The organism is Streptomyces sp. NPDC090022 (genome assembly GCF_044748145.1).
Taxonomy (GTDB): Bacteria; Actinomycetota; Actinomycetes; order Streptomycetales; family Streptomycetaceae; genus Streptomyces.
Map to the genome: position 1 here is coordinate 303,961 of NZ_JBIVFN010000005.1, position 19,169 is coordinate 323,129.

17 protein-coding genes, 1 tRNA gene and 1 pseudogene are annotated in these 19,169 nt (G+C 72.7%); 8 read left to right on the forward strand and 11 right to left on the reverse strand.

The genetic code is table 11. The features are described from left to right. Positions 1-357: 357 nt before the first annotated feature. Positions 358-1,602 carry a hypothetical protein gene (locus ACIPXB_RS14360; protein ID WP_401448863.1) on the reverse strand — a complete coding sequence of 415 codons (1,245 nt, stop codon included), beginning with the start codon at positions 1,600-1,602 and terminating at the stop codon, positions 358-360. A 112-nt stretch (positions 1,603-1,714) separates the two neighbouring features. Between ACIPXB_RS14360 and ACIPXB_RS14365 the strand changes: the two genes are divergently transcribed. The 3 genes from ACIPXB_RS14365 to ACIPXB_RS14375 all read left to right on the forward strand — a co-directional run bounded on the left by ACIPXB_RS14365 (position 1,715) and on the right by ACIPXB_RS14375 (position 3,186). Beyond that, positions 1,715-1,786: transfer RNA gene (locus ACIPXB_RS14365), tRNA-Val, on the forward strand. A 285-nt stretch (positions 1,787-2,071) separates the two neighbouring features. Next, a complete protein-coding gene (locus ACIPXB_RS14370; RefSeq protein ID WP_401448866.1) occupies positions 2,072-2,707 on the forward strand; it encodes a hypothetical protein in 636 nt (211 codons plus the stop codon). A 254-nt stretch (positions 2,708-2,961) separates the two neighbouring features. Further along, on the forward strand, positions 2,962-3,186 hold the full coding sequence (locus ACIPXB_RS14375) for a DUF2277 domain-containing protein (protein ID WP_401448868.1): 225 nt from the start codon (positions 2,962-2,964) through the stop codon (positions 3,184-3,186). A 3-nt stretch (positions 3,187-3,189) separates the two neighbouring features. On the opposite strand, the gene ACIPXB_RS14380 is transcribed toward ACIPXB_RS14375, so the two are convergent. The 4 genes from ACIPXB_RS14380 to ACIPXB_RS14395 form a co-directional block, all read right to left on the reverse strand. Continuing rightward, on the reverse strand, positions 3,190-3,675 hold the full coding sequence (locus ACIPXB_RS14380) for a hypothetical protein (RefSeq protein ID WP_401448871.1): 486 nt from the start codon (positions 3,673-3,675) through the stop codon (positions 3,190-3,192). A 129-nt stretch (positions 3,676-3,804) separates the two neighbouring features. Beyond that, a complete protein-coding gene (locus tag ACIPXB_RS14385; protein ID WP_401448874.1) occupies positions 3,805-4,428 on the reverse strand; it encodes a DedA family protein in 624 nt (207 codons plus the stop codon). A gap of 137 nt (positions 4,429-4,565) precedes the next feature. Beyond that, on the reverse strand, positions 4,566-6,299 hold the full coding sequence (locus ACIPXB_RS14390; protein WP_401448876.1) for an alkaline phosphatase D family protein: 1,734 nt from the start codon (positions 6,297-6,299) through the stop codon (positions 4,566-4,568). Between the two features lie 94 nt (positions 6,300-6,393). Beyond that, a complete protein-coding gene (locus tag ACIPXB_RS14395; RefSeq protein WP_401448941.1) occupies positions 6,394-7,038 on the reverse strand; it encodes an HNH endonuclease family protein in 645 nt (214 codons plus the stop codon). Positions 7,039-7,522: 484 nt separating this feature from the next. Here ACIPXB_RS14395 and ACIPXB_RS14400 point away from each other — a divergent pair, with 484 nt between their 5' ends. Beyond that, a complete protein-coding gene (locus tag ACIPXB_RS14400) occupies positions 7,523-8,104 on the forward strand; it encodes a TMEM165/GDT1 family protein (RefSeq protein WP_401448878.1) in 582 nt (193 codons plus the stop codon). 71 nt (positions 8,105-8,175) lie between these two features. On the opposite strand, the gene ACIPXB_RS14405 is transcribed toward ACIPXB_RS14400, so the two are convergent. Together ACIPXB_RS14405 and ACIPXB_RS14410 are read right to left on the reverse strand one after the other, a co-directional pair. Continuing rightward, on the reverse strand, positions 8,176-8,865 hold the full coding sequence (locus ACIPXB_RS14405) for an HAD-IA family hydrolase (RefSeq protein ID WP_401448881.1): 690 nt from the start codon (positions 8,863-8,865) through the stop codon (positions 8,176-8,178). 127 nt (positions 8,866-8,992) lie between these two features. Then, positions 8,993-9,799: a peptidoglycan-binding protein gene (locus ACIPXB_RS14410; protein ID WP_401448884.1), complete on the reverse strand. Its 807-nt coding sequence runs from the start codon at positions 9,797-9,799 to the stop codon at positions 8,993-8,995. 216 nt (positions 9,800-10,015) lie between these two features. On the opposite strand from ACIPXB_RS14410, the gene ACIPXB_RS14415 reads away from it, so the two are divergent. Further along, positions 10,016-12,067 carry an MDR family MFS transporter gene (locus ACIPXB_RS14415; RefSeq protein ID WP_401448886.1) on the forward strand — a complete coding sequence of 684 codons (2,052 nt, stop codon included), beginning with the start codon at positions 10,016-10,018 and terminating at the stop codon, positions 12,065-12,067. A 51-nt stretch (positions 12,068-12,118) separates the two neighbouring features. Here ACIPXB_RS14415 and ACIPXB_RS14420 read toward each other — a convergent pair whose 3' ends face one another. After that, on the reverse strand, positions 12,119-12,679 hold the full coding sequence (locus tag ACIPXB_RS14420; protein WP_401448888.1) for a GNAT family N-acetyltransferase: 561 nt from the start codon (positions 12,677-12,679) through the stop codon (positions 12,119-12,121). Positions 12,680-12,785: 106 nt separating this feature from the next. On the opposite strand from ACIPXB_RS14420, the gene ACIPXB_RS14425 reads away from it, so the two are divergent. Next, positions 12,786-13,181 carry a nuclear transport factor 2 family protein gene (locus ACIPXB_RS14425; protein ID WP_401448890.1) on the forward strand — a complete coding sequence of 132 codons (396 nt, stop codon included), beginning with the start codon at positions 12,786-12,788 and terminating at the stop codon, positions 13,179-13,181. A gap of 140 nt (positions 13,182-13,321) precedes the next feature. On the opposite strand, the gene ACIPXB_RS14430 is transcribed toward ACIPXB_RS14425, so the two are convergent. Further along, positions 13,322-13,681: an antibiotic biosynthesis monooxygenase family protein gene (locus ACIPXB_RS14430; protein WP_401448893.1), complete on the reverse strand. Its 360-nt coding sequence runs from the start codon at positions 13,679-13,681 to the stop codon at positions 13,322-13,324. Between the two features lie 116 nt (positions 13,682-13,797). Between ACIPXB_RS14430 and ACIPXB_RS14435 the strand changes: the two genes are divergently transcribed. Next, positions 13,798-15,810: a bifunctional glycosyltransferase 87/phosphatase PAP2 family protein gene (locus ACIPXB_RS14435; protein WP_401448895.1), complete on the forward strand. Its 2,013-nt coding sequence runs from the start codon at positions 13,798-13,800 to the stop codon at positions 15,808-15,810. A 269-nt stretch (positions 15,811-16,079) separates the two neighbouring features. Here the strand turns inward: ACIPXB_RS14435 and ACIPXB_RS14440 are convergent, their stop codons facing one another. Next, positions 16,080-17,324 (reverse strand): cytochrome P450, encoded by a 1,245-nt coding sequence (locus ACIPXB_RS14440; RefSeq protein ID WP_401448898.1) that lies wholly within the window; start codon positions 17,322-17,324, stop codon positions 16,080-16,082. A 324-nt stretch (positions 17,325-17,648) separates the two neighbouring features. Here ACIPXB_RS14440 and ACIPXB_RS14445 point away from each other — a divergent pair, with 324 nt between their 5' ends. Next, on the forward strand, positions 17,649-18,818 hold the full coding sequence (locus ACIPXB_RS14445) for a steroid 3-ketoacyl-CoA thiolase (protein WP_401448900.1): 1,170 nt from the start codon (positions 17,649-17,651) through the stop codon (positions 18,816-18,818). Positions 18,819-19,072: 254 nt separating this feature from the next. On the opposite strand, the pseudogene ACIPXB_RS14450 reads toward ACIPXB_RS14445, so the two are convergent. After that, a pseudogene (locus ACIPXB_RS14450) lies at positions 19,073-19,169 on the reverse strand (lytic transglycosylase domain-containing protein); the annotation flags it as partial.

Genomic DNA, 19,169 nt, shown 5'->3' on the forward strand with positions numbered 1-19,169 from the left:
CGTAGTGCTCGTGGGGCTCGGTGCACCCGTAGGCCGCATGCGGCACGTACGGCTCGTGGGTGGCGAGGGGAGGCGCCTGGGGCGCACGACGCCGGTGGAACGTGTGGGCAGCCATAACACCCTCCTCTGCTCCGTACGGGCACCCGAACCGGCATCCGCACTGGCCCCTCCAGCATCCGCCGATCCACCCCCGAGAACAAATAGGGACGACCCCCCCCGTGCGGCACCCCCGCGAGGACGCTCACGGGACGCCGGCGGGAACGCCCATGAGACGCCTCCGAAGATTCCCATGAGGAAGGCCTATGGGACTGATGCAGACCTGTAGGGCTGATGCAGGCCTATGGGACTGAGGAAGGCCTATGGGACGGCGCGCCGCTCCCGGATGTCCGCCACCACCCGGCCCACCGCCGCCCGGACCTCCTCCGTCTCCCGCAGGAAGTGCCAGTAGTCGGGGTGCCGCCCGTCCAGCCCGGCCAGCGCCCGGTCCAGCCGGGCCACCGCGTCGTCCAGCGGCCGTGCGTGCCGCGGATCGGGCACGGTACGGCCCTCCATCGCCAGCCGCTGCGCGTCCCGGATCGCGAACCGGGTCCGCTGCACCTCGGCCTGGGGATCCTTGGCCACCGCGTCCAGCCGCGCGAGCCGGTCCGACGCCGCGGAGACGCCCTCGTCCACGTGCTCCAGCAGCGCCCGTACGGTCGCGATCAGCGCCGTGGCATCCGCCCAGCGCTGCTCCGCGCGCGCCGCGCCCGCCTCCCGCAGCCGCTCCTCCGCCTGCCCGATGTCGCGCGCGGCCTGCTCCGGCACGGGCTGGAGGTCCTGCCAGCAGGCCGCGGCGAAGCGGCGGCGCAGCTCGCTCAGGACCGGATCCACCCCGTCCGCCCGGTGCCGCAGCGCCTGCGCCCGGGTCCGCAGGCTCACCAGCCGCCGGTCCAGCTCGGCCGCGCGCTCCGGCAGCCGCTCCGCCTCGGCCCGTATCTCCTCGGCGTCGCGCAGGATCCGGTCGGCCCGCTGGATCGTCTCGGGCACGCCGTGCTGGGAGGCGCCCTGGTTGAGCTTGGTCAGCTCCGGCGCCAGCCGGGCCAGCCGCGCGGCCAGCTCGTCGGCCTTCATCCCGCCCGCGCGGACGGCGTCGAGCGCGTTGCTGGCGGCCAGCAGCGCGGCCCTGGCCCGCTCCCGGGCCGGCGCCACCCGCGCCAGCTGGGTCTCGGCCGTGTCCAGCAGCGGCTGGAGCCCCCGCGCGTACCGCTCCAGCTCATCCTTGACCCGCACGAGCTCCTCGCGCGCCCGGTCCAGCTCCTGCTTGGCGCGGGCGGCGGTCCCGCCGTCCAGCTCGGCCCGGTCCAGGTCGTGCGCGTCGACGGCCTCGATGTAGGCGTGGCTGACCTGGTCGATCCGCCGCCCGAGCGCTTCGAAGCCCTCGACGGCCTGCCGCGCGGCCGGGCTCGCGTCCACGGCCGTGATCGTCTCGATCGAGATCCGCAGATCTCTCTGCGCGGTGTCCAACTCGTAGAACGCGGCGGCGGCGGCATCCTTCGCGGCCTGCGCGTCCGCCCTCCGGCTCTCGTCCCGCCCACCGAACCACCGCCGGGATGCCGTCGTCACAATCCCTCTCCCGTACCACCGTCCGCGTCCGCCATGCCCCGGTCCATTCTCCCCCACCCGATGGCGTTTGCACCGGGGGTCCGCCCTGCATGTAGGCTGTCCACTCGTTCAAGGGTGCGTAGCTCAGGGGTAGAGCGCTGCTCTTACAAAGCAGATGTCGGCGGTTCGAAACCGTCCGCGCCCACGTAGGTCTTAGCCACAGGTGAGACCAGGTAGTGAGGACCCCCGGTCGTGTTCGACCGGGGGTCCTGTGCATGTCCGGAGTCCACTGAGAGTCCACATACCGTTCCAGGAGGCGCTCCTCGGCGGCCGGCCTGAGCGGTCCGGGGTCCTGCGGGGTTCCGGCCTGGCTACCCAGTCGGAGGAATGTCGAATCCTGGAGGCCTTGTTGGCCGCGGGTGGCGGGCGGCAACGTCACAGAGCGGTTACGGGGGGTACACGCCGTGTAGGGGGCGGCGATCATGGCGTGATGCGTACTCACCATCTTGTCGCCGTCGTCACGGCGGGTGCTGTTCTCGTTCTTGCTGCCTGCGAGCCGGAGGCCGCCGAGGGCGGGAAGACCGCGGTTCCCGGTGCGCCGGCGCCGGCTGCCTCGTCGTCGAAGGCCGGGGCCGCGCCCGCCGCGAAGTCCGCGACGCTTCCCCACTTCGTCGGCAAGGGGCTCCAAGTCGCCCAGGACGAAGCGCAGGCTGCCGGGTTCTACGCCCTGACGTCGCATGACGCGCTCGGCCGCGACCGGCTCCAAGCCCTCGACCGGAACTGGAAGGTGTGCAGCCAGACTCCCGCCGCCGGCGCGGGCGTTGCCACCAGTACCACCATCGACTTCGGCGCGGTCAAGCTCGAGGAGACCTGTCCCGCCGGCGACGCCCCCGCCCCGAAGCCCGCCGGTGACACCATGCCGAACTTCGTCGGACAGGGCATGAAGGCCGTACGCGGTGCGCTTCCCGCCAACGCGAGCATCACCGTGAAGGACGCGGTGCAGAGCCGCATGGTGCTCCAGGAGTCCAACTGGAAGGTGTGCAGCCAGGATCCGAAGCCCGGGACGGCGCTCACCGGCCAGCCCGTGTCCTTCACCGTCGCCAAGACGGACGAGACCTGCCCCTGATACCGACCGCCCGGCGCCCGGCGCCCGGCGGCATCATGGGGCCATGACGTCGTCGAGGCGAATGCCGCGGGCCTGAGGACCCTGGCCGGGCATCTGCTGGTGCTGGCCGGCAAAGGCGTCCCGGATGGTGCCCACCTGCACCTCGAGGACGGCAACGGCCTGGAGGACGGGTCGGTCGGCCTGGTCCTGGAGCGCTGCGACGAGGAGTGAGCGGATTCCTCGTGGCCGGGGCGGGCCTGGGGGATAGTGGGGGTATGTGCCGGAGTATCAAGACGTTGCGTCCGCCCGCCATCCCGGAGAAGGCCACCGACGAGGAGATGCACGCCGCGGCCCTTCAGTACGTGCGGAAGGTGTCCGGGTTCCGGGTGCCCGCCGCGCACAACCGGGAAGTGTTCGACGAGGCCGTCGAGGCCGTCGCCGAGGCGACGCGGTTGCTGTTGGACGGGTTGCAGGTGCGGGGAGCCGCCGCCAAGGTCTGAAGGTCAGTGGCCGGTGCGGCGGCGGATGGCCCAGGCGCCGGCGCCCAGGGCGGCCGCGACCAGGGAGCCGCCCACGGCGATCTGGCCGGGGCTCATCCCGCCGATGCTGCCGCCCATGCCGCCGCGCGCCGCGCCCGGGTTGACCTGGAGCGAGACGGTGACGCGCTCGCCGGAGCCGCCGCACTCGAAGGTCACGCTGTGCGTGCCGGTACCGGCGTTGCGCAGGACGGTCGCGGTGCCGAGCAGGTTCGTGGCCTGCAGGTTGCCCGGGGTCAGCCGGACCTCGCCGAACGCCGTCGAAGCCGCCCGGCCGGTCTTGGTGCCGCAGCCGGTCAGCGTGAGGCTGAGCCGGCCGCCCGGGGTGACGGTGGTCGGCGACACGGTGGCGGAGGCCTTGGCGTACGCGAGGGTCGGGGCGAGCGCGGGCAGGACTGCGGCGGCGAGGCTGGCGGCGGCCGCGAGGGTCGCGAGGCGGTGTTTGGCGGGCATGTCGGCTCCTCGGGCTCCGGAAACGGCGCGGTGGCACGCCATGTTCTGGACGCTAGGAGCCCGGCCCCGGCCCGGCGATCGGGGCCGGGTGAACGGGTGAGAGAGCTGGGCCGCCCGGGGGAGTCGCGCTCAGGCGGTCGCCGGCCCCGGGCGCCGCACGAGGTACGCCGCCAGGGCGCCCGCCGCGAACAGCGCGATCACCGAGACCGCCGTACCCAGCCAGGTCGCGCCCAGCCACTGCGTCCCGAAGTAGCCCAGGGCCACGCTGTAGCCCGCCCAGGCCATGCCCGCCAGGGCCGACCACGGCAGGAACTCCTTCACCTTGCGGTGCGTCTTGCCCGCGCCCAGCGACACCACGGACCGGCCCGCCGGAGCGAACCGCGCGATCACCACGAGGGCGCCACCGCCCCGGGCCAGCGCCGTACCGAGGCGTTCCTGGGCCCGGGTGAGCCGACGGGAGCGGGAGATGGCCCGGTCCAGACGCTCGCCACCGCGCCAGCCCACCCGGTACGCCGCCAGATCCCCCAGCACGGAGGCCGTGGAGGCGATCACCAGCAGCGCCAGGATGTCCGGCACCTGCTCGGGCACCGGAGCCGGTGATCCGGCCGCTCCGGCCGCCGCCGCCGCGGCCGCGGCGGCGATCACCAGCACCCCGCTGGGCAGCACGGGCAGGAAGACGTCGAGGACGACGGAAACGGCCACCATGGCGTAGATCCACGGGCTCGTGGTCAGCGACCCCACAGTCTCAAACAAAACGGGACTCCCCAGTCCTCTTGACGTGCTTCGGCAGTGAAGCGCCGCGACGTCGCGGGGGAGCGGCAGGGGCGGCTTGACAGCCATACAGCGTACGCCGCGCCCTTCCCCGCCGTTCGCCCGGGGTGGCCCGCGTGTCAGTCCGTTCCCGCTCCCGTCGGACCGGCCAGCTCCCGTTCGACCACCGTCACCAGCCGCGCCGTCCCGCCGGAGCCGCGCGCCTGGTCCAGGCGCAGCCGGGCCGTGCGGCCCGCCAGGGCCAGGGTCATGACCTGGTTGCCGAACCACGGCCCGGACGTACGACGCCACGTCAGCGGCGGGCGGCCCGTGCGCCCGTGGCGGCTGAGCATCCGGCCCAGCCACCGCCCGGTCGTCGACCAGCCCAGCCGGAAGCCGAGCTTCACCGCGGTGTGGATGGAGTTGTGCACGGGGGAGCACGTCAGCTGGAACACCCCGGCCGTCGTCGGTATTCGGGGCTCGGCCACGTACGCGTGATGGACGTCTCCCGACAGCACGCACACCGTCGCCGGTGCGCGCGGGCCCGTGCCCACTTCCTCGATCAGGTCGCTGAGCGCGGCGAACGACTGCGGGAACGCCGCCCAGTGCTCCAGATCACTGCGCCGCCGCAGGTCCTCCCCGATCCGCGCCCAGCGCGGCCCGCGTTCGCCGCGGCACAGCGCCGCGTTCCATCCTTCCGCGTCATGGATCAGGGGCGGCATCAGCCACGGCAGCGAGGAACCGATCAGCAGGTGGTCGTACCCGCCGTGGCCCTCCAGCGCGTTCTCCCGCAGCCACTGCTGCTCCGCCGGGTCGAGCATCGCCCGCCCGTCCTCGGCGAGCACCCGCGCCGCCCGGGTGTCCACCATCAGCAGCCGGGACCGTCCGAAGTCGCGCCGGTAGCTCCAGCGCACCGAGGCCGGGTCGGCATCTGCCTCCGCCGCGAACGCGCGGAGCGCGTCCGTGCCGTCCGGGGTTTCGCGCACCGCCGCGTACAGCTTGTCGGCCGCCAGCTCGGCGGGCGAGAGGTTGCCCAGGTGCTGGTACACCCAGTAGGACATCAGCCCGCTGACGACCCGTTCCTGCCACCACGGCGTGGCCCGCATCTCCGCCAGCCAGGCGGCGCTGGTGTTCCAGTCGTCCACCACGTCGTGGTCGTCGAAGATCTGCAGGCTGGGCACCGTGGACAGCAGCCAGCGGACCTCCGGGCCGAGCCAGGACTCGTAGTAGAGCCGGGTGTACTCCTCGTAGTCCGCGACCTGCGCCCCGGGAGGCTCCCGCAGGTCCCGGCGGGCCGCCAGCCACTGGCGGGTCTCCTGGGACAGCTGGTCGGCGTACACCTGGTCGCCCAGCAGCAGCAGGACGTCGGGCCGCTCGGCCTCCGGGTCGCCCGCCAGCCGGGAGGCGAGGGTGTCCAGGGCGTCCGGGCCGTGCGGACCGCGCCGCCCGGCGGGCGGCGCGGCCTGCCGGCACGAGCCGAAGGTGAGCCGCAGCTCGGGGCCGGACCGGGCGGCCGCGGGGGCCCCGGCCGCCCCCGGGGCCGTCCCGGTGGCGGTCCGGGAGGCGGTCCGGCTCCGGGAGACGGCCGGGGTGCTGATGGTGCTGGCGGGGAAGGCCCCGTCCGGCAGCGGCCAGACCCGGACGCCGTCGAGCAGCACCTCGTACGCGGTGGTGGTGCCCGGTGTCAGGCCGGTCACCGGCACCAGCGCGTAGTGGTGGCCCGCTATCTGGAACGTCCGCACGCTGCCGCCGGAACCGTCGGCACAGCGCACCTCGGCCGTGCACGGACGGTCGGACTCGACCCACACGGTGGCCGAGTCCCCCCGGTCCCAGTCGACGTACCTGAGCAGTGGCCCCAGGCGCAGTCCGGCCATGTCCCTCCCCCTCCTCGGTGTCCCCAGGATCAAGGTACGGCGTGGAGGGCGGGCCTGGCCTCCCCCTGGCGGGGGAGAGATCGTCGGCCTGCGGTCAGCAGCCGCTGAGCGTGTTCACGAGGGCGCTCTTCTCGGCCGCGTCCATGCTCAGGCCCCAGTACTGCTTCACGTGCACCCACATGCGCGCGTACGTGCAGCGGTAGGCGGAGCGGGACGGCATCCACTCGGCCGGGTCGAGGTCGCCCTTGGCCTGGTTGACGTTGTCGGTGACGGCTATGAGCTGGGGGCGGGTGAGGTCGTTGGCGAACTGCTGGCGCTTGGCGGTGGTCCAGGAGCTGGCGCCCGAGCGCCAGGCCTCGGAGAGCGCGACCACGTGGTCGATGTCGAGGTCGGAGGCGGCGGTCCAGGTGGCGCCGTCGTACTCGGAGTACCAGCGGCCGCTGACGGAGGCGCAGGAGGAGTCGGTGACGACGTTCACGCCGTCGCGCTTGAGGACGGTCTCGCGGGTGTTGCAGCTGCCGGAGACGGTGCTCCAGTGCGGGAAGAGGTCACGGCTGTAGCCGCTGGAGGAACCTTCCGCCTTGGGCGTGACCGTCGCCAGGTAGGCGCGGGCGGCCGAGGCGCTGATCGGGGTGGGCGGGGCGGCCTGGGCGGCCGGCGCGGTGACGAGGGAGGTCAGGGCGGCGAGGGTGGCAGTGGCGGCGAGCACACCGGCGCGACGCGCGTAGACAGCGGGCATGAGGGGCATGAGGGAGCTCCCTGGGTGCGGGGGGTGTGGCCGTTCGGCCCCGGCGGGGCCCGGCCATGCTGGCGGCGCCGGGTGTCTCGGGGATGGGCGCCAGATGACAGCTTTGCGACATGGGCACGTCACATCAAGACACCCAAGGGGCCCTACGCAAAAGGAAGTTCACATTCCGGGCGGGTGGCGTCGCCGGAACCGGGGTGCTCGGGACCAAGGGCCCATTCCGGGCGGCGGTGGTCGTCCCGTACTCTGTACGGAGCAGAAGGGGAGTAGCTCTTCGCCGGACCGTCGACATACTGCTGGGTCACCCAGCCGGCGCCCGGAGGCAGACCGCGATCAGCGGCCGGCCAGCGAGACCTTCGGCCGCAGTGTCCTGTCGACGTACGTACACAGGGCGCCGCTGAGCCGAAGCGACCCCTGAAACACCTTTGGTCTCTCGGTCCCGGTGGCGTCCTGCCCGACCGATTGAGGTACCTCCTCCGTGATCAGCTTCACCATCCTCGCGATCGCCTTCGGCGTGGTGTTCCTGGCCGAACTGCCGGACAAGACGGCGCTCGCCGGCCTGATGCTCGGCACCCGTTACCGCGCCTCGTACGTCTTCGCCGGCGTCGCCGCCGCCTTCGCCGTGCACGTCGCCCTCGCCATCGCGGCGGGCAGCGTGCTCACGCTGCTGCCGCACCGGCTGGTGCAGGCCGTCGTGGGCGTGCTGTTCCTGGCGGGCGCGGTGATGCTGCTGATGAAGAAGAACGACGAGGACGAGGAGATCGAGCCGCCGGCGGACCAGTCGTTCTGGAAGGTGTCGGGGGCCGGTTTCATGCTGATCCTGGTCGCCGAGTTCGGTGACCTGACGCAGATCATGACCGCCAACCTCGCGGCGCGCTACGACGACCCCGTCTCGGTCGGCCTCGGCGCGGTCCTCGCGCTGTGGGCGGTGGCGGGCATCGGCATCCTGGGCGGCCGCACGCTGATGAAGTACGTCCCGCTCCGCCTGATCACCAGGATCGCGGCGGCGGTCATGGCGGCGCTGGCGGCGTTCTCCCTGTACGAGGCGATCGCCGGCTGACGTCGGCCCCGTCCCGTCGGCGGTACGCCGGGCTCGGGGCGGTCGAGCCCGGGCCCGGCCGCCGGACGGCCCTACTGGGCGGTCGCGGGGTGGAGGGTGAGACGGATGGTGTGCGTGGGGTCGCCCGCCGCGTGGACCGAGGTGAGGTCCGGGACGTGGTGGGTGGGGGCGTGGGCGGCGGCGCGGGGGCCCACGCCTATCACGCGCATCCCCGCCGCGTGGCCCGCGGCGATGCCCGCCGCCGAGTCCTCGAAGACGATGCAGTCGGCCGGGTCGACCCCCAGCGCGGCGGCGCCCTTGAGGAAGCCCTCGGGGTGCGGCTTGCTGGACCCCACGGACTCGGCCGTCACCCGGACCTCGGGCATCGGAAGGCCGGCGGCCGTCATCCGGGTCGTGGCGAGGGCCGCGTCGGCCGAGGTGACCAGGGCGTGGGGCAGGCCGCCCAGGGAGGCCATGAAGGCCGGGGCGCCCGGCACGGGAACCACGCCGTCGGTGTCCGCGGTCTCGCGGGCCAGCATCTCGGCGTTCTCGGCGTGGTTCAGCTCCATCGGGCGGTCCGGGAGCAGGATCGCCATGGTGGCGTAGCCCTGGCGGCCGTGGACGACCTTCATCGCCTCGTGCGGGTCCAGTCCGTGCCGCTGCGCCCAGTCCCGCCAGCAGCGCTCGACCACCGCGTCCGAGTTGACGATCGTGCCGTCCATGTCCAGGAGCAGGGCCTTGGCGGTGAGGGCGACGGGGGCGGTGGTGCTGGTGGCCGGCATCGGTGGGGCTCCAGAGCAACGGGAGAAAGAGAACAAGCGGTTCCGTCCACCGGTCAGGGAGTGTGGACGGAACCACTTTGTTCCTACACGATACAAAACGCGGGATGGTCTACGCCAGTCCGGGTCGTCACCAGCCCCAGCCCCAGTCCTCCAGCGCCTGCCGGGTCGCCGGTCCGTACACCCCGCGCGGGTCCCCGGTGACGTCGAAGTCCCTCTGGAAATCGGCCACGGCGTCCTCCGTGGAGCTGCCGTACCTGCCGTCGGTCCGGCCGTGGAAGTAGTCGAGCCGCTTCAGCTGCTGCTGGAGGTCCCTGACCTCCTGGCCCGAGTCGCCCCTGCGCAGGACGGGCGGCCCCTGCGGGGGCGCCGGGGCCGGTGGGGCGGCACTCGCCGACGCGGTCGGGGGCGGTGACGACTTCGGGGGTGTGCTCACCGAGGCGGACGGCGACGCCGAACGCGACGGGCGGTCCGAGGCCGAGGCCGAGCGGGAGGCCGACGCCGAAGGGCTGCCGCTCCGGGCGGACGGCGTGGCCGTGGGCCCCACCGGTTCCACGCTCACCGCGGGCCCGGACGGCGTCGGGTCCGGCAGCGCCCGGTCGGCCTCGCCGGAGTCCGAGAACAGCGTCAGCGCCGCGGCCGCGGCCCCGATCGCCACGAGCGCGCCGGCCCCGGCGAGCAGCGGCAGGCCACGTCGGCCGCCACCGCCACCACTGCCGCCGCCACCGCGGCCGGCGCCGCCGGCGCGCCACCGGTCCTCGGCCGCGACCGGGCGCAGCAGCAACGTCTCGTCCGGCCGGTGCGGAGTCCCGGGCGAACCCGCGGGCGAACCCGCATACCCCGCGGCGCCCGCCGGCGGGGGCGCGGGTATGCCGTAGGCGGGCGTGTCGTGCTCCGCCGCCTGGGCGGGCAGGCCCACGTACGGCCGGACGCGCAAGGAATCGAACCGCGCGCCCCCGGCGCACGCGCACGGCACACCCTCGACGTCGCAATCCGGACAGCGCTCAGCGCTCACTGCAACCCACCCTTCCCGGCAACTGCCAGCGATTATGCAGACCCGTGGGGACCGCCCCAACCGCCCGAGAGGCCATAACCGGACACACCGCTCAGGATGGGTGGGAGGAGATGTACACCTGCCCGGGAGGAGGAGTACATGGCTCAGGCGTCCGCACGGGCCGTCGACCACGGACACGGCCCCCGCTCCGAGCACGCCTCACGCGACGTGCTCGTGTCGATCGGGGCCCTGCTGCTCGGCCTGCTGATCGCCGCGCTCGACCAGACCATCGTCTCCACCGCCCTCCCGACGATCGTCAGCGACCTCGGCGGCATGGCGCATCTGTCCTGGGTGGTCACCGCCTACCTGCTGGCCTCGACCGCCGCCACCCCCCTGTGGGGCAAGCTCGGCGACCAGTACGGGCGCAAGAAGCTCTTCCAGCTGGCCATCGTCATCTTCCTCATCGGCTCCGCCCTGTGCGGCATCGCCCAGAACATGCCGCAGCTCATCGGCTTCCGCGCCCTCCAGGGCCTGGGCGGCGGCGGACTGATCGTGCTGTCCATGGCGATCGTCGGCGACATCGTCCCGCCCCGGGAACGGGGCAGGTACCAAGGGCTGTTCGGCGGCGTCTTCGGGGCCACCAGCGTGCTCGGCCCGCTGCTCGGCGGACTCTTCGTGGACCAGCTCTCCTGGCGCTGGGTCTTCTACATCAACCTCCCCATCGGTCTCGTCGCCCTCGTCGTCATCGCCGCCGCCCTGCACATCCCGGCGCGCTCCGAGCGGCACACCATCGACTACCTCGGCACCTTCCTGATCGCCTGCGTCGCCACCTGCCTCGTGCTCGTCGCCTCCCTCGGCGGCACCTGGGGCTGGGGCTCGGCCCGGATCGTGGGCCTGGCCGTGCTCGGCGCCGTGCTGATCGCCGTCTTCGTCCTCGTCGAACGGCGGGCCGCGGAGCCCGTGCTCCCGCCGAAGCTGTTCCACATCCGCACCTTCGCCCTCTGCTCGCTGATCAGCTTCGTCGTGGGCTTCGCCATGTTCGGCGCGATGGTCTACCTGCCGACCTTCCTCCAGGTCGTCCAGGGCGTCTCCCCGACCATGTCCGGCGTCCACATGCTGCCGATGGTGCTCGGCATGCTGATCGCCTCCACCGCCTCCGGCCAGATCGTCAGCCGAACCGGGCGCTGGAAGATCTTCCCCATCGCCGGCACCGGCATCACCGCCCTCGGCCTGCTGCTCCTGCACCAGCTGCACCGCACCAGCTCCACCTGGGAGATGAGCGTCTACTTCTTCGTCTTCGGTACCGGACTCGGCCTGGTCATGCAGGTCCTGGTCCTCGTGGTCCAGAACTCCGTCAGCTACGCCGACCTGGGCGTCGCCACCTCCGGAGCCACCTTCTTCCGCTCCATCGGCGCCTCCTTCGGCGTCGCCATCTTCGGCACGGTCTTCACCCACCGCCTCGACGACCAGCTCACCACCGCCCTCGCCGGAGTCCCGCTGCCGCCCGGCGCGAGCCCCGCCCAGCTGGAGGCCGACCCGCGGGCCGTCGCCCTGCTCCCGCCCTCGCTGCGCCCCACCGTGCTCGACGCCTACTCCGTCGCCATCACCGACGTGTTCCTCTACGCCGTGCCCGTCGTCCTGGTCGCCTTCACCGTCGCCTGGTTCCTCAAGGAGGACAAGCTGCGCGGCTCGGTGACCGCGCCCGACGTGACGGAGACGCTCGCCTCCAACCCGGTCGAGCGCTCCTCCCGCGACGAGGTCGCCCGCGCCCTGTCCGTCCTGGGCACCCGGGAGGGCCGCAAGCACATCTACGAGAAGATCACCGCGAAGGCCGGCTACGACCTGCTGCCCGCCAGCAGCTGGATGCTGCTGCGCATCAACAGGTACGGATCGGTCGAGCCGTCCCTGCTCGCGGAGCGCGCGGCCGTCCCGATCAAGGTCATCACCGATGCCTCCCGCCAGGTCGAGGAGCGCGGCTACGCCGCCCGCGACGGCCTCGCGCTGACCCTCACCGACAACGGCAAGGCCGCCGCCGCACGGCTGTCCGCCGCCCGTGAGGAGTCGCTCGCCGAACTGCTCGGCGACTGGTGGGGCCCGGAGAGGCCGACCGACCTCGTCCAGCTGGTCGCGGAGATCAACGCGGAGCTGTGCGGATCCGCCGGCGAGGAGCCCTACGACACCCTGCCCCGCCGGGACCACGCGGCCCACTGACCGTCGGTCGCGCAGCCAGGTGGTCACTCGGCCGCGCAGCCGGTCGCCCGGTCAGGAGTGGTCCGGGCCGGACGGGTCGTCAGAGGTCGCCAGGCTCTTCTCGAACCAGTGCTGGGCGTACTCGCCGTCGTTGTACGCCGGTATCTCGCGGTACCCGTGCTTCGCGTACAACCCGCGCGCCTCCACCAGGTCGGTCCGGGTGTCCAGCCGTATCCGCTCGGCGCCCAGCCCCCGCGCCGCCTCCTCCAGGGCGGCCAGCAGCGCCCCGCCGCCGCCCGTGCCGCGGGCGCGCGGGTCGACGTACACCCGGGTCAGCTCGGCCGTGCGCGGGTCGAGCAGCCGTATGCCGCCGCAGGACATCGGCGTGCCGTCGAGACGGCCCACCACGAACTCGCCGGTCGGCGTTACCAGCTCCGTCCCCGGGTCCGACGCCAGGCCGTGGTCGACCTCTGCCTCCGTCGCGGGGCGTTTCCAGTACCGCCCGGCGATCTCCGCGTAGTACGCGCGGCGCAGGGCCGTGGCGGCGGGGGAGGCCAACGGTTCGGGGACGACCGACCAGTTCGCGGCCCGCCGCCCGTCAGTCTGCAGGGTGGTCTTCGTTTCGGTGCTCATGGCGTCATTCTGGGGCGGCCCCGATCCGCCCCGCGTGGAATATCCACACCCCCGGGCCGATGATAGGAAAAGGTTCGAATCGACCATGTGAGGGGTGTGAACGGCCATGTCGGAGCATCCGGACCGAGCCCTGATCCGCCGCGGCTACGAGGCCTTCGGCAAGGGCGACATGGAGACGCTGGCCTCGATGATGACGGCCGACGTCATCCACCACGTCCCCGGCAGCAACCAGTTCTCCGGGCACCACAAGGGACGGGAAGCCTGTCTCGACCTGTACCGCCGCTGGGCCGAGGAGACCATGAACACCATGCGCGTCGAGCTGCTCTCGGTGCTGGTGGACGGGCGGGGGCACGCGATGAGCCACCACATCACGCGCGCCGACCGCGGCGACCGGGGCATCGAGATCGGCGGAGGCCTCTTCTTCACCATCGTCGGCGGCAAGATCACCGACATCGACCAGTGCACCGCCGACATCCAAGAGGAAGACATCTTCTGGGGCTGATCCGCCCCGCCCGAACCTCCCTGGCCGACCCGCCCGGGTTCCGGGGCTGACCCGCCCGGGCTGACCCGCCCGGGCTGACCCGCCCGGGCTGACCCGCCCGGGCTCATCCGCCCGGGCAGATCGTCGCGTCCCGGCCCCGCTCAGGCCTTCTTCGGAGCCGCCTGCTGCACGACCTCGAACGACCACAGCGTCGACCCCGAGGCCGCCGGCTTCGGACGCTCGCCCCCACCGGCCGCCGCCCCCGGGCCCTCGCCGGACCCCGCGCCGCCACCCTGGTGCGCCGCCTTCATGGGCCCCTCCATCCACGCCTGGAACGCCGCCTCGTCGCGCCACCGCGTGTACACGAGGTACTGGTCCGTGCCCTCCAGCGGCCGCAGCAGCTCGAACCACTCGAACCCGTCCGAAGCCTCCACGGAGCCCGCCCGCGCGGCGAATCGCTGCTCCAGAACCTCCCGCTGCTCGGCGGGAACGGTCAGTGCGTTGATCTTCACGATGCTCATGCCCGACATCCTAGAGATCCGGCGGGAGATATCGTCGTCCCGGGTAATGCAGCGCGGCAGCCAGGCGAAGTCGGGGTTGCGGTCAACGGAGCGACAGGGCGGGAGGCCGACGGGGCGTGGCGAACGCGGCGGAGCACAGCGGTGGGCACGGACATGCCGGTGTCATAGGCGGAGGTGGCAGGCTCGAAGCCGTACGCCTTCTGCTCTGGGCGCTGGCGGGCATCCTGGCCTTCAGACAGGCCGCCGCGGTACTGCGCGTGCCGCCGGGTGACTGGCTGAGCGGATTCAGCCTCCCAGGCCTGCCCGGCGCGCTCTACGACACCGGCCAGTTCACCGGCACCCCCTTCGCCGGCCTGGTGATCAAGCCGCTGCTCGGCTTCGCCGACCAGTCGCTGGAGATCGCCTGGACCTGCGTCACCCTCCTCTTCGTCGCCGCCATCGGCCTGGTCGCCGCCCGCGCCCTGCCCGATCCCGTGCCGCGCCGCACCGCGCTGCTGGCCGCACCCGGCCTGGTCGCGCTGATGATGGTCTCGCTGCCGGTCCGCGAGGGCGCCTCGCCGGGCCAGACGGCCGTCCTGCCGGTCCTGCTGATGCTGCTCGCCGTCTTCCGGGTGCCCGGCGAGCGCCCGGCCGGCTTCCTCGCCGGCCTGGCCGCCGCGCTCCAGCCCGCGCTCCTGCTGTTCGCCGTGCTGATGTGGCTCTCCGGCCGCCGCGCCACCGCCCGTTCGGCCGCCGTCACCTTCGCCGGCGCCACCGTGCTCGCCTGGGCGGCGATGCCGCGCGACTCCTGGACGTACTGGGTCCACCACCTGGCCGGCACCGGCCTCGGCGGGGCCCCCGACGGCCTCGCCAACCAGTCCCTGCACGGCGCGCTGCTGCGGCTGGGCCTGTCCGGCCCCGCCGAGATCGTCCTGTACGTCGCCCTGGCCGCCGCCGTGGCCGTCCTCGGCCTGCGCCGCGCGGCCCGCTACGCCCGTGACGGCCAGCTGCTCCTCGCGGTCGCCGTCACCGGCTGCGTGGCCGTCGCCGTCATGCCCACCGGCTGGCGCCACCAGCTGCTGTGGGTGCTGCTCGCGGTGGCCGGAAAGGTCGGCCGGCGCGCCGCCGACCGGCCGGTGTGGCCGGTGGCCGTGGTCCTGGTCATGACCCTGCCCAGCGACGTCCTGCTGCCGAACCTGGCCGTGCTGTCGCCCGTACGCGACAACGTGCTGCTGCTCGCGGCCCTCGCCGCCGCCTGCGCCGTGCCCTTCCTGCCCCGCAGCTCGCCGCACTGGCGCGAACCCGTCCCCACCGCGTACGGCCGCCCCGCCGCCGCCCGCTGGTCGCGGATCCCGCTGATGCCGGTGTGGCGGCGCGTGCTCAGCCGTCCCAACCTGCTGCTGGAACTGCTGCTGATACGGGTCGGCTACTCCCTCTACTCCCACATCCGCGCGGCGGCCCCCAACAGCCGCGCGGTGGCCGAGGGCAACGGCAGCCAGATCCTGTCCATCGAGCGCGCCCTCGGCATCGACATCGAACACGCCGTGAACCACGCGGTCGTCGGCATCGGCTGGCTGGAGGGGTTCTTCAACTTCTACTACACGTCGTTCCACTTCGTGATCCCGCTGGCCATCCTCGCGGTCCTGTACTGGCGCCGCCCCGGCGACTACCGCTGGGCCCGTGCCTCGCTGGGCCTGGCCACCGTGCTCGCGCTCATAGGGTTCTGGCTCTACCCGCTCGCGCCCCCGCGCCTCATGCCCGGTCTCGGGTTCATCGACACCGTGCACGGACCGCAGGATCTGGCCAATCCGCAGTACGGCGCGATGACCGCCATCTCCAACCAGTACGCCGCGATGCCCTCGCTGCACTTCGGCTGGTCGCTGTGGTGCGGCATCGTCATCGTCGTCCTGGCGCCGAAGGCGTGGCAGAAGCTGCTCGGCGTGCTGCACCCGCTGATCACGGTGTGCGCGATCGTCGCGACCGCCAACCACTGGGTGCTCGACGCGGTCGGCGGCGCCGCGGTCGTGGCCGCGGGCTTCGGCCTCGTGTACGTCCTGTCGGGGCCCCGGGGTCTCGACGTACGCCTGCCGGCGCAGCGCAGGGACGAAGCCCCACCGGTGCCCGCCCCGGACCGTCGCGTCCTGTCGTGATCCGCCCGCCCCAGGCGGTTCGCCACCCGGGGCACCCGGCTTCCCGCGACGAGCCGCGGGCGTGCGCGCACCGGGACGAGCCGCGGGCGTGCGCGCACCGGGACGAGCCGCGGGCGTGCGCTCCCCACGACACATCGCGGGCATGCGCTCCCCGCGGCACACCGCGCGCGTGTGCCGGTGGACGGCAGGGGCCGGGGGCGTGGGAGGAAGCGACCCCTGCCGTCCTGGGCAGTCCCCGCGGCCGGTGAAGGTCCGGGGGCTCCCCACGGTCAGCCGTGGCTGACCTGGAGTTCCTTGATGCCGTTGAGCCAGGGCGCGCGCAGCCGCCGCGGCGCGTCGCCCGTCAGCCGCAGGTCGGGCAGGGAGTCGGCGAGCGCGTTGAAGATCAGGTCGATCTCCATGATCGCCAGGGACTTGCCCAGGCAGAAGTGCGGGCCGCCGCCGCCGAACCCGAGGTGCGGGTTCGGGTCACGGGTGATGTCGAAGCGGTCGGGGTCGGTGAACACCTCGGGGTCGTGGTTGGCCGAGGAGTAGAACAACCCCACCCGGTCGCCCTTCTTGATCTTCTGGCCGCCGAGTTCCAGGTCCTGGGTGGCGGTGCGCTGGAAGGACACCACCGGGGTCGCCCAGCGCACGATCTCCTCGGCCGTCGTCGCCGGACGGGTGGCCTTGTAGAGCTCCCACTGCTCGGGGAAGGTCAGGAAGGCGTGCATGCCGTGGCTGATCGCGTTGCGCGTGGTCTCGTTGCCCGCGACTGCCAGCAGCAGCACGAAGAAGCCGAACTCGTCCGAGCCCAGGTTGCCCTGTCCCTCGGCCGCCACCAGCTGCGTGACGATGTCCTTGGCGGGGCATTCCTTGCGCTCGGCGGAGAGGTTCATCGCGTACCCGATGAGCTCCATCGCCGCCTCGGAGCCGACCTCCTCCGTGATCGCGTACTCCGGGTCGTCGTACGCGATCATCTTGTTGGACCAGTCGAAGATCTTCGCGCGGTCCTTCTGCGGTACGCCGATCAGCTCGGCGATGGCCTGCAGCGGCAGTTCGCACGCGATCCGCGTGACGAAGTCGAACGAGCCGTCCCTGGAGGCAGCCTTGGCCTCCTCGACGATCGCGTGCGCCCGGCTGCGCAGGGCCGCCTCCAGGCCTCGGATGGCGCGCGGCGTGAAGCCGCGCTGCACGATCTGGCGGACGCGGGTGTGCTCCGGCGGATCCATGTTCAGCATGATCAGGCGCTGGGCATCTATCTGTTCGCGCTGGATGTGCTCGTTGAACCGGATGATCGCCGTGTTGAGGGTGGAGGAGAAGAGCTCCGGGTGCGTGGAGACGTACTTGACGTCCGCGTGCCGGGTGACGGCCCAGTAGCCCTCGTCGTCGAAGCCGGTGACGCCGCGCCGCTGCGGGCACCACCACACCGGGGCGGACTGCCGCAGCTGGGCGAACTCGGGGAAGGGGACGCGGGTCTGGAGGAGGTCGGGGTCCGTGGCGTCGAAGCCTTCGGGCAGCGCGGGGCAGGGCATCGGCAACTCCAAGGTCTGACGGCCCATCAGAAGTTGGCTCGAAGGTAGTAACGAGTTCTAGAAGTAACAAGGGCCGCGGCGCCAACTGTTGCGTGTGGAATCCGTGCAGAAGGCCACGGGCAGCGTGCAAGACCCTTGCGTGGCGGGCCCGTAGGTCATAAGACTGCGGGGAGAACTAGAACGCGTACTAGTTCGGGCGGGGCGCCGGGACGGCCCGCCCGCCACGGGTGCGCGGACGCGCGTACGCGCTGCGGCGCGGATGTGCGGTGGTGCGCACGCGCGGACGTGCGGACGTTGTGTTGATGCGCAGGAGAGGACGAGCTCATGGCCGCGGAACCCGTCATCGTCGAAGCCGTACGCACCCCCATCGGAAAGCGCGGCGGCGCGCTCGCCAACCTCCATCCCGCCTACCTGCTGGGCGAGACCTACCGCGAGCTGCTCGCCCGTACGGCGATCCAGCCCGACTGCGTCGAGCAGATCGTCGGCGGCACGGTCACCCACGCCGGCGAGCAGTCGATGAACCCCGCCCGCAACGCCTGGCTGGCCATGGGCCTGCCCTACGAGACCGCGGCCACCACCGTGGACTGCCAGTGCGGCTCCTCCCAGCAGGCCAACCACATGGTGGCCAACATGATCTCCGGCGGTGTCATGGACATCGGCATCGCCTGCGGCGTCGAGGCCATGAGCCGGGTCCCGCTGGGCTCCGGGTCCAAGCACGGGCCGGGCAAGCCCTTCCCGGACGAGTGGAACGTCGACCTGCCCAACCAGTTCGAGGCCGCCGAGCGCATCGCCCGCAACCGGGGCCTGACCCGCGAGGACGTGGACCGGCTCGGTGTGCTCTCCCAGGAGCGGGCGGCCGTGGCCTGGGCGGAGGAGCGCTTCAAGCGCGAGACCTTCGCCGTCCAGGTGCCGACCACCGAGGAGGAGCAGGCGGCCGGCCAGGGGATGTGGCGGCTGGTCGACCGCGACGAGGGGCTGCGCGACACCAGCATGGAGGGGCTGGCCCGGCTCAAGCCGGTCATGCCGACGGCCGTGCACACCGCCGGGAACTCCTCCCAGATCTCGGACGGCGCGGCCGCCGTGATGTGGGCCTCGCGCAAGATGGCCCGGGCGCTGAAGCTGAAGCCGCGCGCCCGGATCGTCGCCCAGACGCTGGTGGGCGCCGACCCGCACTATCACCTCGACGGGCCGATCGACGCGACGCGGGCGGTGCTGGGCAAGGCGGGCATGTCGCTGAAGGACATCGACCTGGTCGAGATCAACGAGGCCTTCGCCTCGGTGGTGCTCAGCTGGGCCAAGGTCTTCGACCAGGACCTGGAGAAGGTCAACGTCAACGGCGGATCGATCGCGCTCGGGCACCCGGTCGGGGCCACCGGCGCCCGGCTGATCACCACGGCACTGCACGAGCTGGAGCGGCGCGACAAGGAGTTCGCGCTGATCACGATGTGCGCGGGCGGGGCGCTGGCGACGGGGACGATCATCCAGCGGCTGTAGCGGCTGTAGCGGCTGTAGCGGCTGTAGCGGCTGTAGCGGCGCGGCGTCGTACGGCGTACCAGGCGTGGCGTGCGGTGGATCGGGCGCGGCGTACGGAGTGCCGCGTGCGGCGTACCGCGTACCGCGCCGTGGTGGGTGCGGCGCACGAGGCGGCGCCGGACAGGGACCCTGTGGGATGGGAAGCAGAAGGCCCCGGTGGCCGGACCTGGGGAGGCCGGCCGCCGGGGCTTTCGCGCGTCTGAGTGTCCACGGGCTTAGTACCAGTGGTTGGCCTGCCAGAAGTTCCAGGCCTTGACCGGGCTGCCGTAGCGCTCGTTCATGTAGTCCAGGCCCCACTTGATCTGGGTGGCC

Excerpts from the sequence above, each read along its gene's own strand:
- ACIPXB_RS14415 (WP_401448886.1), top strand. The coding sequence starts at position 10,016 with ATGGCTCAGGCGTCCGCACGGGCCGTCGACCACGGACACGGCCCCCGC.
- ACIPXB_RS14430 (WP_401448893.1), bottom strand. The coding sequence starts at position 13,681 with ATGAGCATCGTGAAGATCAACGCACTGACCGTTCCCGCCGAGCAGCGG.
- ACIPXB_RS14395 (WP_401448941.1), bottom strand. The coding sequence starts at position 7,038 with ATGCCCGCTGTCTACGCGCGTCGCGCCGGTGTGCTCGCCGCCACTGCC.
- ACIPXB_RS14445 (WP_401448900.1), top strand. The coding sequence starts at position 17,649 with ATGGCCGCGGAACCCGTCATCGTCGAAGCCGTACGCACCCCCATCGGA.
- ACIPXB_RS14425 (WP_401448890.1), top strand. The coding sequence starts at position 12,786 with ATGTCGGAGCATCCGGACCGAGCCCTGATCCGCCGCGGCTACGAGGCC.
- ACIPXB_RS14390 (WP_401448876.1), bottom strand. The coding sequence starts at position 6,299 with ATGGCCGGACTGCGCCTGGGGCCACTGCTCAGGTACGTCGACTGGGAC.
- ACIPXB_RS14370 (WP_401448866.1), top strand. The coding sequence starts at position 2,072 with ATGCGTACTCACCATCTTGTCGCCGTCGTCACGGCGGGTGCTGTTCTC.
- ACIPXB_RS14420 (WP_401448888.1), bottom strand. The coding sequence starts at position 12,679 with ATGAGCACCGAAACGAAGACCACCCTGCAGACTGACGGGCGGCGGGCC.
- ACIPXB_RS14405 (WP_401448881.1), bottom strand. The coding sequence starts at position 8,865 with ATGCCGGCCACCAGCACCACCGCCCCCGTCGCCCTCACCGCCAAGGCC.
- ACIPXB_RS14375 (WP_401448868.1), top strand. The coding sequence starts at position 2,962 with ATGTGCCGGAGTATCAAGACGTTGCGTCCGCCCGCCATCCCGGAGAAG.
- ACIPXB_RS14440 (WP_401448898.1), bottom strand. The coding sequence starts at position 17,324 with ATGCCCTGCCCCGCGCTGCCCGAAGGCTTCGACGCCACGGACCCCGAC.
- ACIPXB_RS14380 (WP_401448871.1), bottom strand. The coding sequence starts at position 3,675 with ATGCCCGCCAAACACCGCCTCGCGACCCTCGCGGCCGCCGCCAGCCTC.